This is a genomic window from Pseudomonas sp. LAIL14HWK12:I1 (genome assembly GCF_003202095.1).
Taxonomy (GTDB): domain Bacteria; phylum Pseudomonadota; class Gammaproteobacteria; order Pseudomonadales; family Pseudomonadaceae; genus Aquipseudomonas; species Aquipseudomonas monteilii.
This window is the reverse complement of sequence record NZ_QJKG01000006.1, coordinates 40,303-54,912: the sequence shown is the minus strand read 5'-3', so window position 1 is coordinate 54,912 and position 14,610 is coordinate 40,303. Positions and strand designations below refer to the sequence as shown.

At 60.0% G+C, this 14,610-nt stretch carries 10 protein-coding genes and 1 pseudogene; 2 read left to right on the top strand and 9 right to left on the bottom strand.

Going from position 1 to position 14,610, the window contains the following annotated elements:
• Window position 1: 1 nt before the first annotated feature.
• The 3 genes and pseudogenes from D906_RS16260 to D906_RS16250 all read right to left on the bottom strand — a co-directional run.
• Window positions 2-1,810 (bottom strand): Mu transposase C-terminal domain-containing protein, encoded by a 1,809-nt coding sequence (locus tag D906_RS16260; protein WP_158285998.1) that lies wholly within the window; start codon window positions 1,808-1,810, stop codon window positions 2-4.
• A gap of 959 nt (window positions 1,811-2,769) precedes the next feature.
• A protein-coding gene (locus tag D906_RS16255) for an IS3 family transposase (protein WP_097156177.1) occupies window positions 2,770-3,920 on the bottom strand; the annotation gives its coding sequence in 2 pieces (ribosomal slippage) (window positions 2,770-3,677 and window positions 3,677-3,920; 1,152 coding nt in all).
• A gap of 62 nt (window positions 3,921-3,982) precedes the next feature.
• A pseudogene (locus tag D906_RS16250) lies at window positions 3,983-4,864 on the bottom strand (transposase); the annotation flags it as partial.
• Here D906_RS16250 and D906_RS27050 point away from each other — a divergent pair.
• Entirely contained in the window at window positions 4,764-5,339 is a 576-nt protein-coding gene (locus D906_RS27050; RefSeq protein WP_143503501.1) for an integrase core domain-containing protein, read from the top strand. The pseudogene D906_RS16250 and the gene D906_RS27050 sit on opposite strands and share 101 nt — an antisense overlap.
• A gap of 307 nt (window positions 5,340-5,646) precedes the next feature.
• On the opposite strand, the gene D906_RS16235 is transcribed toward D906_RS27050, so the two are convergent.
• The 6 genes from D906_RS16235 to D906_RS16210 all read right to left on the bottom strand — a co-directional run bounded on the left by D906_RS16235 (window position 5,647) and on the right by D906_RS16210 (window position 13,580).
• The gene (locus tag D906_RS16235; protein ID WP_019099831.1) at window positions 5,647-7,500 is read right to left on the bottom strand and encodes a DUF1302 domain-containing protein; all 1,854 of its coding nucleotides are present in this window, start codon (window positions 7,498-7,500) and stop codon (window positions 5,647-5,649) included.
• A 174-nt stretch (window positions 7,501-7,674) separates the two neighbouring features.
• The gene (locus D906_RS16230; RefSeq protein WP_027609905.1) at window positions 7,675-8,859 is read right to left on the bottom strand and encodes an acetyl-CoA C-acyltransferase; all 1,185 of its coding nucleotides are present in this window, start codon (window positions 8,857-8,859) and stop codon (window positions 7,675-7,677) included.
• 21 nt (window positions 8,860-8,880) lie between these two features.
• Window positions 8,881-9,315: a thioesterase family protein gene (locus tag D906_RS16225; protein WP_019099161.1), complete on the bottom strand. Its 435-nt coding sequence runs from the start codon at window positions 9,313-9,315 to the stop codon at window positions 8,881-8,883.
• Window positions 9,316-9,317: 2 nt separating this feature from the next.
• Window positions 9,318-10,481, bottom strand: a complete 1,164-nt coding sequence (locus tag D906_RS16220; protein ID WP_027615631.1) for an iron-containing alcohol dehydrogenase — start codon at window positions 10,479-10,481, stop codon at window positions 9,318-9,320.
• Between the two features lie 43 nt (window positions 10,482-10,524).
• On the bottom strand, window positions 10,525-12,312 hold the full coding sequence (locus D906_RS16215) for an acyl-CoA dehydrogenase C-terminal domain-containing protein (RefSeq protein WP_025754100.1): 1,788 nt from the start codon (window positions 12,310-12,312) through the stop codon (window positions 10,525-10,527).
• Window positions 12,309-13,580, bottom strand: a complete 1,272-nt coding sequence (locus D906_RS16210; protein ID WP_371921015.1) for a 3-hydroxyacyl-CoA dehydrogenase NAD-binding domain-containing protein — start codon at window positions 13,578-13,580, stop codon at window positions 12,309-12,311. The genes D906_RS16215 and D906_RS16210 overlap by 4 nt, the downstream gene beginning before the upstream one ends.
• Before the next feature lie 67 nt (window positions 13,581-13,647).
• Between D906_RS16210 and D906_RS16205 the strand changes: the two genes are divergently transcribed.
• The gene (locus D906_RS16205; protein ID WP_019098557.1) at window positions 13,648-14,547 is read left to right on the top strand and encodes a LysR family transcriptional regulator; all 900 of its coding nucleotides are present in this window, start codon (window positions 13,648-13,650) and stop codon (window positions 14,545-14,547) included.
• Window positions 14,548-14,610: the final 63 nt, after the last annotated feature.

Genomic DNA, 14,610 nt, shown 5'->3' with positions numbered 1-14,610 from the left:
CTTACACACCCCCCTTGAAAGGCTTTGGTGGCAAAGAATAATCGGGAGCCACTTTGTTTTCTTTTTTGACAACCTCCGCAGACGAGAACTCTTTCTGATACTCAACTTTCGCAGCTAATTGTTTTTTGGCAGCGCGCGTCTTCTTTATGCTTGCACTTTCTATCCTGCCTGCTTCACTGTGTGCTTCTGCTGCTTGAGCATCACCAAAAGATCCTGGTTCCAGTGACTGACTAGAGAGAACTTTCGCTCTATGCTCTTCCAGAGTAATATCAGGCAACGTCATGTCGGCAAAAGGAATCGGAATGAATTGGCCATCTAACTGGACCCAGATTTGCTTAAGTGAAAATGGGTCGTATTTTATCAGAACCTTTTTCTCTCCAATAAAGGGATCGAGCACAGGATCCCAATAAAAACGAGTCTTAAATTCAATGCCACCGGGCCGAATATTTCTATATTCTTGAGGCATGAAGTTCAAACGAAACTGGTGCGCGTCTGTTATTTGCGGAGGAAAAGGCACTACACCATGCGGACCATAGTAATCCTGCCATGCTTGCAAAGGAGTCTTTTTAATTTCGCTGTGCACGGTCGAATGATATTCCATTACTTCTAACGCAAACCACCTAGCAAACTCCGTGAACGTTTGGGTGGGCTTCCTATCTCTAGCCAGCCTTTTCCTAACAACTGTATTTGACATTGTGCTGCCGCTCAACAAATGAACCTTATTCATCATCGTACCTATCAGCCTTTCGACATGACCACCAAAGTGCTTCTTCCCCAGCGGACGGTGATCGTAGCCGATATGCGCACGATCTAAAGAAGAGAGATACTTATGACTCCTGTACTCTTTCGCATTATCCATATAGACCATGAACGGGGGGCCATACATCGGATACTTGAAGCCTGATAAATTCAATCTACGTAAAAAGTCTTCCTTCGGCATCACTGCATGAGCCAAGGCACAAGCAACCGACAAAGTGCTAGGTGGATGAAGGCTGAGATAGTATCCTAGTATCACCCTCGTATAGACATCAATAAACAGGGTCAGCCAAGGGCGACCAATAGTGTCACTACGGTCGTCCGTGAGAACCTCGTAATCTACGAGCGTGTGGTCAGTCTGCACCCACTCTAAGGGTTTGGTAGCCTTGTACTTTCCTGGTCGAGAGTCATGCATCTGTGCAGCCACCTCCCGCCCATATTTCAAACGGGTGACCTCTTCGCGAGTAAAACTACTTTTCATACGATTTCGAATCGTTTTGCGTGCAGGGCATTTTAGGTTAAGTGACATGCAAGCTTTTTGCACAGCACGCCACACCTCTGCAAATGTAACTCCTGCACGTTTACGAAATGTCTCGAGCACTGCCTCTATTTCTTTTTCGAGAGCAGGATCTAAATGTCGTGAGTTCTTCTGATTACCTCTCCGCCGAACCAACTGAGTGCAATACCCCATACTTTCATCATGCTTGGCACGCAACTTATAAACATGCGATCGAGTAACACCTATTTCCTCTGCTGCTTGGGCCACAGAAATTTCCTTACGGTGCAATCTCGACAATACCTCGTGGCGCCTCAATGCCAGCTGAATTTCCTGGTCATTTGATTCAGATTCCAATCTAGTCAAGTAAAGAATTTCGGAGCCGCCAGTAGATCTCTTAGGCACCGTGATGAACTCTATCTCATTCAGTCCAACAGTGATCTTTTGTCGAGTAGAAAGCAGAAGTACCTCAACTGAATCTGCATCAACCGGCCGCACAATTAATGCAGCTTTTCCGCGAGCTACAACATGCATCCCTTCTTCAATCTCTATCTGCATGACCTCAGATTTTCCGTGCGAAAAAATCCCCATATAGCAAAGAAAAAAGGACCGCAAAACCACCCTTGGCAAACCAGCCAAAAAATGAAGAAAAAATCTCTCATAAGCTCATGATTTACTTGAGAAATATGATTGAATGCTAATTTTTATTATTTTCTAAAGCCGTGTAACGGATACACGAAAAACGACAAAAATCGTGTTCGTCAGATGCTTTTTATAACTCTACGACATATAACGCCACAACACGCAGCTTCTGCACCTCAAAAAGGATAAATCCCTCAGATTTTGCTAATTTTTTATCCTCTATGGATTTCACTTCAGCTAAATGCTTGATTTTCTTGAATATATTTTTTTATCATTTATGGATAACAGTCACATTACTTGTAAGCGTTGAAAATTAATCGGCCCATCCCCCAGCGCCAGCCACCCCCGACTTCCGCGGCCTACAGTGTACCTCCGATCCCAAGCGCTAGATCTCTGCGAAGTTTAACCGGCCCTTTTTGAGCCTTTTTCTTTCGTTAATTGATTGGCAAAAAAACCGCTTTTTTCTACCAAAATTGACAGCACGCTTTCTTGGATTAGCCTTGTCTCCACTCGTGGTGACCTCTCTCGAAAGGCTATGAATTTGATTCCGCTGTTTGGTAATTCTTGGGATCCCGAATCAGATGCACCATCATCGAGTGCTGACGAAAGCGCATTAATTCGTCACACGCTGTCGAACCTGGATAGCTCCATACAGGCCCCTGAGGCTTATGCCAGCGTTCGCGCCCTGATCGCGCTTAAGCGCTACACCTACGCAAATCAGCGCATAAAAGAATTCGCGTCAATATTGGAAAAATTGCTGATCTGGTGCTTTTTTATACGCCGCCTTTCACCTTCAGCCCTAGACCCTGAAGATTTGGAGAATTTTTTTAGCATTTGTCGCCAACCGCCCAAAGAAATGAATCGCCCCTGGTTTCCTAGACACTCTCCAAGCTCAGGAAATAGCGTTTCTCATACTCTACTGGAGACAGCTGCATAGCACTGCTGTGTCGACGTTTTGGGTTATAGAACATCTCGATGTAATCGAAAATATCACTCCGGGCTTCGTCACGTGTCGCGTAGGTCTTTCGTCGAACCCGTTCCCGCTTCAAAAGCTGGAAAAAGCTCTCGGCTACGGCATTGTCGTGGCAGTTTCCCCGTCGGCTCATGCTGCTGACCACATTGTTGGCCTTAAGGAAGCTTTGCCAATCTGAGCTACTGAACTGACTGCCTTGGTCTGAGTGAATCATCACTTGCTGCTGTGGCTTGCGTCGCCAAACGGCCATCAGCATCGCGTCGATAGCAAGGTCGCTGCACATCCTTGGCTTCATTGACCAACCAATTACTTGGCGTGAGAAGAGATCCAGCACTACCGCCAGATAAAGCCATCCTTCATAGGTGCGGATGTAAGTGATATCGGTCACCCAGACCTTGTTCGGCTCGCTGACCTTGAACTGCCGGGCAAGGTGGTTGGGCGAGGCCACGGTTGGTTTTCCGCCATAAAACCCAGGACGACGGCGATAACCCGTTTGCGAACGCAACCCCTCTGCTTGCATCAAACGACCGACTCGATTTCGCCCGCATGTCTCTCCCAGCTCACGCAGGTCACCATGAATTTTGCGATAGCCGTACACACCTCCGCTTTCGAGCCAAGCATGTTTGATCAAACCAAGCAGACGATGATCTTCTTTTGCTCGGGCAGATTGAGGCTCCGCCAACCAAGCGTAGTAGCCGCTGGGATGCACCTTGAGGGTTTGGCAAAGGCGCCGCACCGGGTAATCCGTCGAGTGCTTCTTGATGAAGGCGTACTTCAGCCGCACTCCTTGGCAAAGTACGCGGCGGCCTTCTTCAAGATGTCTTGCTCTTCCGTCACGCGCTTGAGTTCAGCGCGCAGCTTGCGCAGTTCAGCCTGCTGATCATTGTCTTGCTGACGCTGCTCTTGGGGCTTGCTGTAGACCTTGATCCAGGCGTAAAGGCTGTGCACGGACATGCCCAGGCGCTGGGCGACCTCAGCGACAGGCTTGCCTTTCTCGGTCACTTGCTTGACCGCTTCGATCTTGAATTCTTCAGGGTAACGCTGACGACTCATGGCACCTCCTATTTGGGCCTCATTATGAGGCTTGGAGGTGTCTACGAAACCAGGGGCGATTCAGAACGGTTCAGACCGATGATCAGGTCACCCTCCCAATGCCCGGGCACAGCCCGATCTTCTACCTCAGCTGGGCGACTGGAGATCATGACGTCCTCGCTGACGTGTGCCCACACTTTGGCCTGCGCTCTGGCTCTCGGCACGCGCAATGCTCGTCCTGAGCGCAGGCAGCTCACCAGTCCGCGCTTGAGAGCTCCTCTACCCTGAATGTAGAGCGCCTGATATATCGCTTCATGAGAAATGCGCATGGATTCATCATCCGGAAAATCGAGCTGGAGCCGGTTGGCAATCTGTTCAGGCGACCAGCCATTGACCCATTTACGGTCACTGCGATGCGGTTTATTTCGGCCCTTGAAGGGTGCTTGCCGAGGCCCAGAAATCTCACGACCATCGGCGTCTTGAACCTTGCCCTCAAGGCGGTCGTGTACGTACTGGTGCAGTCGCGGGTTAGTGACCAGTTTCGCTGGTTTCGGCCTCTTGGCCACCAGTTCTGCCTTCCATTGCGCTACTGACGCTCGATATTCAAGCCGACCGCAACGGGTAGCAGCATTGCGTGTCAGCTCCCGTGAAATTGTCGATGGGCTTCTTCCAAGGCGACGGGCGATCTCACGAACGCCAACACTTTGCGCTCGAAGCAGCCCAATCTCTTCTCGCTCTGCAAACGATAAGTATCGTCCTGATATGTGATTCGACATGAATAATGGCATCCCGCCTCGATGACGGAACCAGCGTGTACCTACCGCTGTTGATACGCCAACGGTATGTGCTGCCTTTTCGCTTGTGATGCCTGTTGCAATCTGCACCCCAAATAGCCGTTCGATCTCATTACGAAGTGAGGGTGCACCTGGAGAACGCATCGCTCCCCGCCCAGTCAATTTTTGCATCCATCCTGCGGGTCGCCCCATAAACACCTCGATCAAGGTGTTGCGACGACCGGTTGAATCCGCCCAGTACGCGAGCAGCAAATTTCGTTTCGCTTTGGCCAAGAAGGGCTTCGCGCAGAGCATGAGCCGGAGAGGAAACTGCTGGGATAACGCTGTAGCTGAAAGCTTCTTCGCTACATTGAAGAGGGAGGAAGCCTGCACGGTCTACCCCACCAAGAAACAGGCTCACCTGGCAATTGCCAGCTACTTCCATGGGTTTTACAACAGCAGTCGGCTGCATTCGGCACTGGGCTATCGTTCACCGAAACGAATACGCAAAAGGCGTAAGGCAGTTGGCTCAGTAACCAGCTTCTTGGCGTCCGCTGCCACAGGACAGGCCCAAAGATATCCGGGCGCTACACCCCATGCAGCAGAAACAAGCGGCCCCTTTAGCACTGCTGCATCTCGAAAAAGCAGTGGCGCACCTCGAATATGAGGCTGCTCAAGCAAGAGCGGCCGGCAACATGGCCGCCCTCCTCAAGTCGACCCGCGACATCGCTCTGCTCACCATTGGTTTTTGGAGGGGGTTCCGCGGAGATGAGCTGGCCAGGCTCACGATCGAGAACACGCATGCGGAGCGGTACGTCGGGAACAAGTTCTATCTGGGGTCTTCCAAAGGAGATCAGCAGAACATTGGCCGTGAGTACAAGACACCATCTTTGAGTAAGCTGAGTCCGGTCGAGGCGTACCTGAATTGGGTTTCTGCATGCTGCGCTTGGCCATGGTCCTGCTCCTTGGTTGCCTTAGAAGTTGGCGCCCACGCTGAACGCCACATAATCGCGGTCACCGCGGGTGCCGTAATCGCCGTCGAGGTAATCGGTATAGGCCAGGCTGGCCCAGTACTGGCTGGCCAGGCTGACGTCCACGCCCAGGCTGATCGAGCGAGAGCCTTCGTTGAAGGCCGAGCTGTCCGCCGGTGAGTAACCCTTGACGTCATGGGCCCAGGCCAGGCCTGGGCGAATGTCCATGCCTTGGATCAGGTTGGGGTAGCTCCAGGTCGCGCGCAGGCGGTACCCCCAGGAAAAGGGCGTTACAAAACCTTCGCCGTTGCAGTCACCCGGGCTTTTCGAGATCGCCAGGCACAGGTCGTTGTCGGCCAGTTCGCCGTTGCCATAGGCACCGGAGCGCCCATAACGCGCCCCGAAACGTCCCTCCAGCCCGCCCACATAGGTGGCGCCCACCTCGCCCATCAGCAGCAGCTGGTGGGCGCCCATGACTTGGCTGAACGCCTGCACGACCGATACCTGGGCCTGGCTCACCTCCTTGCGCCGGTAACCATCGAATGGCGTTTCGTCTGTTGCAGGACGCAGGCCATCGACGTTCAGCGGGCTGCGTCCGGGCGCATTGAGCAATGACTGCAACAGATCATTGCCATTGAGCTGCACCGGCATGTTCGGCCGGTAACTCACTTCCCCTTGCACAGCAGCGCCGCTGCGCAGGGTGGTGGCGAAGGTGAGGCCGTACAGGCGGATGTCTTCGGGGTATTGCGCCCGGTACTGCGAAGTGCCCATGCGCAGCGCGCCGGCCAGGGTCTGCCCGTTGCTGGATGCCAGAAAGGCGCCGCAGTTGCCCAGTGCCACACCGACATTGGCGCACAGCTCCCTGGCGAAGCCCGTATTGGCGTAGTACCGGCTGCTGACCGTGCCCAGGTAGGGAGAGCGGCTGTGGTAATTGGCGGCGAACAGGCCGAACTCGGTATCCAGTGGCTCAACATACCAGTGCAGCGAAAAACCCCATTGGCCAGCATTGCGCGCATCCTGGTCGGCGCCGCGAGGCACGCGCACGCCCTCCTCCGTCAGCGTCACACCGAATGGTGCAAGGGCCTGCGAAACGGCGGGGTTGGTCACCATCTGCCCGCCGACATCCAGGCCCTGGCAACCCTCGGGCATGAAGTCGTTGCCGGAGAAGAACGTTGCGCAGTTGTCCAGTCGGGTCTGTTCCCAGTCCAGCTGGTAAAAGGCGTCGAAAGACAGGGCCTGGTTGAGGTTTTGCGTGACATACACCAGGTTGACCGGCGCCAGGGCGTCTTTCACCTCTGAACCGGGCCGGCGCAGCGCGGCTTGGTTGAAGGGGTTGACCACATTCAGCCCGCCCTGGATGAACAGGCTTTCCCCCCAATTGACTACCTGTTTGCCCAGGCGCAGCGAACCGGGCTCACCGTCGATGTCGTAAAGGGCGTATGCAAACGCATCGAGCAGCTCCGCTCCGGCTGTTTTCGCCGAGACCTGGCGGTTGCGGTCGTCGATGTCGACTGCCCGCTGGTTGTGGTCGCGCTGCGCGGTGTCATACCAGTAAGTGCCACGCAGGAATACACCGACATTATCGCGGCGCAATTCCAGATCGTGGGTGCCTTTAAGGAGAGCCGAAAACACATCACCCGCGCGGTAGTTGCGCCGCCCGTCGTTACCGTTGGCAGTCTGTAACTGCTGTTTGTCGGGGTTGGCAGTGCTGACGGCAGTACTGAACGACAAGGCCGTGTCGAAGCGCCCTTGCAGCGAGCCAACGTCGAATTGAACGCCCGCCACCGGGGTAGCGAGCAGGCAGCACAGGGCCGCCAGCGGCGCCCGGCGCCGGCAGAATAGAAAGGTTGCGCTCACTCTTAACCTCTTGTTGTTTTATTAGAGAGCGAAATGATGGGTTCAGCGCGGACGCGCCGGCCGCCCAGGCCGGCGGTGTCGGTGACGAGAAGTATCAGGTAGGGTTGACGACGCCCACAAATAGCGTCTTCGGATCAATGCCATGCCGGTTCGTTATGGCCCGATGGCGGTGGCTCAGAGCACCTCGAACAAGCCCGCCGCGCCCATGCCACCGCCGACGCACATGCTTACCACCACATAGCGCACCTTGCGCCGGCGGCCTTCGAGCAGGGCGTGCCCAACCATGCGCGCACCGCTCATGCCATAGGGGTGGCCGATGGCAATGGCACCACCGTTGACGTTGAGCCGCGCCGGGTCGATGCCCAGGTATTCGGCGCAATAGAGCACCTGGCAGGCGAACGCCTCGTTGATCTCCCACAAGCCGATGTCCTCAACCCGCAGCGCGTGGCGCGCCAACAGGCGTGGTATCGCCAGCACCGGGCCGATGCCCATTTCCTCCGGGGCCAGGCCGACCACCGCCATGCCCCGGTACAGCCCCAGCGGTTGACAACCCACGCGTGCCGCCCTTGCCCCACTCATCAGCACACAGGCGCTGGCGCCATCGGACAACTGACTGGCGTTGCCTGCGGTCACGCAACCGCCCTCGATCACCGGTTGCAATGCCTCGAGGTCCGCCAGCCGGGTATGCGGGCGGTTACCTTCGTCCTGGCTCAGGTGCACGCGTTCGTAGGACTGGATGCCTGTGGCCTTGTCGACGACCTTGCGCTGCGTGGTGACCGGCACGATTTCATCAGCGAACAGGCCGGCCTCCTGCGCGGCCGCCGTTCGCTGCTGCGACGCCAAGGCGTAACGGTCCTGGGTGTGGCGATCGATGCCATAACGTTTGGCGACGTGCTCGGCCGTGTGCAGCATTGGCATGTAGGCGTGCTCGCACAGGCGCCGCACCGTGGCGTCCTGGGCGGCATTGGCGGCCTGCATGTGCGCCTGTTGCACCAGGCTGATCTGCTCCTGCCCGGCCCCGATCACCACCTGCATGCCCTCGCCGCGGATCTGCTGGGCACCGATGGCGATGGCCATCAGCCCCGAGGCGCATTGGCGGTCGATGGTCTGCCCGGCCACCGACAGCGGCAGGCCGGCCGCCAGGGCCGACAAGCGCGCCGGGTTGATGGCGGCGGTCCCGCTCTGCATGGCGGTGCCCAGCACCAGGTCCTCGATTTCGCCAGGCTCCACGCCGGCGCGCTCGACGGCGGCGCGGATGGCAATGGCGCTCATGCTGGGCGTGGTGAGGTCGTTGAACGCGCCGCGCCAGGCCTTGGCGATGGGCGTGCGCGCGGTGGATACGATGACAGCGTCTTGCATGAAACGGCTCTCCTTGGGCAATTACACCGGCAGCAGGCGTTCGTAGGCGCTGCGCAGTTTGGCGGGAATAGTGACCGGGCGGTTGTCCCGGCGATCGACGAACACATGGGTGAAACGGCCGGCTGCGCAGGCCTCGGGCTCGCCCTCGACGAACACGGCCAGGGCGTAGTGCACCGAACTGTTGCCCAACCGCTCGACAGCGATGCCCACCTCGATGCGTTGAGGGAAAGCAATGGCAGCGAAGTAGTCGCAGGCGGACCCGGCCACATAGGCCACCACCGGGTCATGGTGGATATCCAGGTCGGCGTGCTCGATCAGCCAGCTGTTCACGGCACTGTCGAAAAACCCGTAATAGACGACATTGTTCACATGCCCATACACGTCGTTGTCGTGCCAGCGCGTGGTGATCGGTTGGAAATGACGGTAGGCGCCGCGCAGCGGACGTTCCCTGGCCATGTTCAGAACGCCGCCTGGTAGAGCGCCAGGGCGTCGTCAAGGGTGACCTTGCGCGGGTTGTTGACCAGCAACCGTTGCTGTTGCAGGGCGTCCTCGGCCAACAGCGGCAAGCTGTGCCGCGGTACGCCGACATCACGTAGCCGGCTGGGCAGGCCGCAGCGTGGCGCCAGTTGCGCCAGCTCATCGATGAACTGGTTGCACAGCTCATGGGAATCACCAGGGACCAGCCGCTCGCCCAGCAGTGCCGGGGCCAGCGCCGCATAGTCGGCGAACGCCTCGCGACGGTTGAAGCGCATCACGTGGGGCAACACCAGGGCGTTGGCCAGCCCATGCGGCACGTGATAACGCGCCCCCAACGGGTAGGCCAGGGCATGCACCGCCGCCACCGGTGCGTTGGCAAACGCCTGCCCAGCCAGGCAGGCGCCCAGCAGCATGGCCTGGCGCGCGGCCAGATTGCCGCCGTTGTGCACCGCCTGGTCGAGGTTGCCGGCCAGCAACGCCAGCGCTTCGCGGGCCAACAGGCTGGACAGCGGGTTACGCTTGAACTGGCTGGTGGTGGCTTCGATGGCATGGACCATGGCATCGATACCCGTGGCCGCGGTGATCGCCGGTGGCAGGCCCAGCGTACGCTCCGCATCGAGCAGCGCCAGGTCGGGCAGCAGCAGCGGTGAGATCACCGCCATCTTGGCCGCGTCGCCGGTAGTGATCACGGCGACGGGGGTGACCTCCGACCCGGTCCCGGCGGTGGTTGGCACCTGGATCAGCGGCAGGCGCTGGCCCTTGGCCTGGTCGATGCCATAGACCGCCTCCAGGGTCTGGTCACAGGTGGGGTGTGCCAGCAGCGCCACCAGCTTGGCGACATCCATGGAGCTGCCGCCACCGAAACCGACGATCAGCTCAGCGCCGATATGCCGCGCCCGGCCCACCGCCGCCAGCACGCAGGCGTGGCTGGGGTCGGCGCTGACCTCGCTGAAGATTGCCACGCTCAGGTGCGCCTGGGTGAACCCAGGCAGCAAGTCATCAAGCATACCCAGGTTGACGATACCCGGGTCGGTCACGATCAGCACACGGCGCACGCCGCGTTGCTGGCACAGCTGCGCCAGGCGCCCGGCGGCGCCGGGTTCGCACAGCAGATGGGGGGTGGTGGCAAAACTGAAGGGCTGCATGCTCATGTTCCTCTTGTTCTTGTGGGTGAACAACGGTGCCAGGTCAAAAGGCGAAGTGCGCTTCATCCAGGCTCATCAGGCACTGTGCGCCGCCGCGCAACGCCTCGCAGTGGGCACTGGCGCGCGGCAACACCCGCCGCCAGTAAAAGGCTGCAGCCTGCAACTTGGCCTGGTAGAAGGCGCTGTCCTGGCTGCCGGCGGCCAATGCGGCGCTAGCGGTTTCAGCCGCCCGAAGCCACAGTGCGGCCAGCAGCACGTAGCCCGAATAGGCGAGAAAATCCACCGACACCGCGCCGATTTCCTGCGGGTCGCAGCGGCAGGCGTCGAGCACCTCGGCGCTCAGGTTGCGCCATTCCTGCAGGCGCTGGGCAACAGCCTGGGCCATCCCGGCCAGCGCGTCTGCGCGGCAGTTGCGTGCCGCTTCAAGCAACTCATCGATCAACAGGCGCAACTGCTCGCCACCATCGCCAAGCAGCTTGCGGCGAATCAGGTCCAATGCCTGAATGCCGTTGGTGCCCTCGTACAGCTGGGTGATGCGGCTGTCGCGCATCAGTTGCTCCATGCCCCATTCGCGGATGTAGCCATGCCCGCCGTACAGCTGCACGCCCAGGCTGGCAGTCTCCTGCCCGACATCGGTGAGGAAGGCCTTGACGATCGGTATCAGCAATGCAGCCCGGCGCCCGGCGGCCGCCTGCACTTCAGGCTGCGCGGCGCCGTGCTCCAGGTCCAGCGCTTGCGCCGCGAAGGCCGCCAGCATGCGGCAGCCCTCGCTGAGGGTCTTCTGGGTCAGCAGCATGCGCCGCACGTCAGGGTGGCAGATTATCGGGTCGGCATTGCGCTCGGGCGCCACCGCGCCTGCCAGGCTGCGCGACTGCAGGCGCTCGCGGGCATAGGCCAGGCCACCCTGGAAAGCCGCCTCGGCGATGCCCAGCCCCTGCAAACCAACCTGGAAGCGCGCATCGTTCATCATGGTGAACATGCAGGCCAACCCCTGATTGGCCTCCCCGATCAGCCAGCCACGGGCGCCATCGAAATTCATCACGCAGGTCGCCGCGCCCTTGATGCCCATCTTGTGCTCGAGCGCGCCGCATTCGACCGCGTTGCGCGCTCCGATCCCACCGCCCTCGGTACATTCGAACTTGGGCACCAGGAACAGGCTGATGCCACGCACACCGGCCGGCGCATCCGGCAGGCGCGCCAGCACCAGGTGGACGATGTTGTCGGTCAGGTCCTGGTCGCCGCCGCTGATGAAGATCTTGCTGCCGCGGATGCGGTAGCTGCCATCGCCCTGCGGCTCGGCACGGGTGCGCAGCAGCGCCAGGTCGGTGCCGGCCTGGGGCTCGGTCAGGCACATGGTGCCGGCCCATTCGCCGCTGACCAGCTTGCCCAGGTAATCGCGCTTGAGCGCAGCGCTGCCATGCCGATGCAAGGCCAGCACGGCACCCTCGGTCAGGCCGGAATAGATACGAAACGACAGCGACGCGCCCATCAGCATCTCGTGAAAACAGGCCGCGACCATTTGTGGCAGGCCCTGGCCATCGTATTCCAGTGGGCCGGTCATCCCCCCCCAGCCCTGCTCCACATACTGCTGGTAAGCGTGGCGGAAGCCATCGGGGGTACGCACGCGGCCTTCCTCCAGGCGGCAACCCTGCTCATCGCCTGGGCGGTTGAGCGGCGCAACCACCTCCCCGGCAAAGCGTGCACCCTGTTCAAGAATGCCATCGAGGGTTTCGCGGTCCAGCTCGTTGCCCAGGCGGGCACAGTGCGCCGTCACATCGAACAGTTCGTGCAGCACGAAGTGCATGTCACGCAGGGGGGCTCGGTAGTTCATGCGCGGCCCTCGCGGACATCGGCCAGCTGCTTGCCTTCGGCCACCAGGCGCATCAGCAGCCCGGTCGGGCGCCAGTGCTCGCCGAACAGGCCCTGCAGCCGTTCCAGCCTCGCCAGCAGCAAGCCCAGCCCCTGCTGGTCGGCCCAGCGCATGGGGCCGCCGACCTCTGCCGGGAAACCATAGCCATACAGGTGGACCCGGTCGATATCAGCGCTGCAGCTGGCCATCGACGCCTCGAGAATCTTCGCCCCTTCGTTGACCAGCGCCAGCAGGCAGCGCTCTCGGATTTCCTCGTCGTCGATGACGCGCCGGTGCACCCCAAGGTCCTGGGCGATCTTCAGCACCAGCGCATCGACCTCGGGGTCGTGCAGCGCTTCGCGGCTGCCGGGCGCATAACGGTAGTAACCCTGGCCCGTTTTCTGCCCGAACCGCCCCAGCGCGCACAGGGCATTGTCGACCTGCACCAGCGGCGCATCCATGCCCTTGCCGGCCAGCTGACGCGCGCGCCATTCCAGGTCGATGCCCACCACGTCATACATGCGCAACGGGCCCATGGCCATGCCGAATGCCTGCAGCGCCTCATCCACTTGCCGCGGCGTGGCACCTTCCAGCAGCAGCTTGCGCGCCTCGGCCACATAGGTGGCGAGCATGCGGTTGCCGATGAAGCCCGGGCAGTTGCCAGCCACCACCACTTGCTTGCCCATGCGCTGCCCGAGGGCCTGGGCTGCATGGAGCACCGCAGGTGAGGTACGAGCGCCCCGCACGACTTCCAACAGCTTCATCACATGGGCCGGGCTGAAGAAATGCAGCCCCAGCACCTGTTCGGGCCGACGGGTCACGGCAGCGATGGCGTCGATGTCCAGGGCCGAGGTGTTGCTGGCCAGGATGGCGTGCGCCTGGAGCGTGCTGTCCAGGGTGCGGAAAATGTCCTGCTTGAGCGCCAGGTTCTCGTACACCGCTTCAATCACCAGGTCGACTTCGGCAAGGTCGGCATAGGCCGTCACCTGGCGCACCCGCGCCAGGCAAGCATCGGCCTCGGCCTTGTCGATGCGGCCCTTGGCCACCTGCTGTGCCCAGGTTTGCGCAATCATCGCCAGGCCGGCTTCGGTGGCGCTGGGATCGTTGTCCAGCCACAGTACCGCAAAACCTGCACGGGCCAGGCTGATGACGATACCGCGGCCCATGGTGCCGGCGCCGATCACCGCCGTCTGCTGAACGTTATAGGGAGTAATCACCGGTGACGCTCCTGATTCGAGGTATGAAGGCATTGCCCTCACCCTAGTCAGGCGCCTACTATTTTTGAAATTCTCATTTTCCATCCCATGTATTTTTTGCATGAATATCGCAAACTTCGACCTCAACCTGCTGCGCGTTCTGGACATGCTGCTGCGTGAACAGAACGTCTCCCGCGCCGCCGAGCGCTTGTCGCTGACCCAGCCGACGGTGAGCAATGCCCTGGCGCGCCTGCGCGACCTGCTGGGCGACCCGTTGCTGGTGCGCGTGGGCCGGCGCATGCGCCCCACCCCGCGTGCCTTGGCCCTGGAAGGCCCGATTCGTGCGGCGCTGCAACAGATCGAGCAGACCCTTGGCGCCGGCGACAGCTTCGATCCGCGCCTGAGCCACCGGCAGCTGCGAATCGCCCTCACCGACTTTGCCGAACAGCTATGCATGCCCAGGTTGCTGAATACCCTGCAAACAGAGGCCCCCAATCTGCGCGTGGACGTGCTGCACCTGACGCCCAACCTGCCGGCCGAAGCGCTGGACCGAGGCGAACTCGACCTGGTGCTGGGGCGTTTCGATGACGTACCCGCGCGCTACGAGCGGCGTCACTGGCGCAGCGAAACCCTGCACGTGGCGGTACGCCAGGGCCACCCCGAAGTGGACGGCGCGCTCGACCTGCAGGCCTTCCTCGGCCTTCGCCACTTGTGGGTGCACGGCGGCCAGACCCGCGGCATGGTCGACCAATGGCTGGCCGAACAGGGCCTGGCTCGGCGCATTGCCTACACCACGCCCAACTACCTGCAGGCGGCACACCTGGCGGCTAGCTCCGATCTGTGCGTGGTGCTGCCCACCGCACTGGCCCGCCATTTCGCCACGCTGCTGCCATTGCAGGTATTCGACCTGCCGTTCGCCCTGGAGCCGTTCCAGCTGGAGCTGGTCTACCTTGCCCATCGCCAGCACGACCCGGCACTGGCGTGGCTGGTGGCGCGCATCATGGACATTGGCGCCGGCTGAGCCATCGCGTACCGGCATGGGTAGCCATGCAAGAGTGGTATTGGTTCGGCGGCAAGCTCTGTC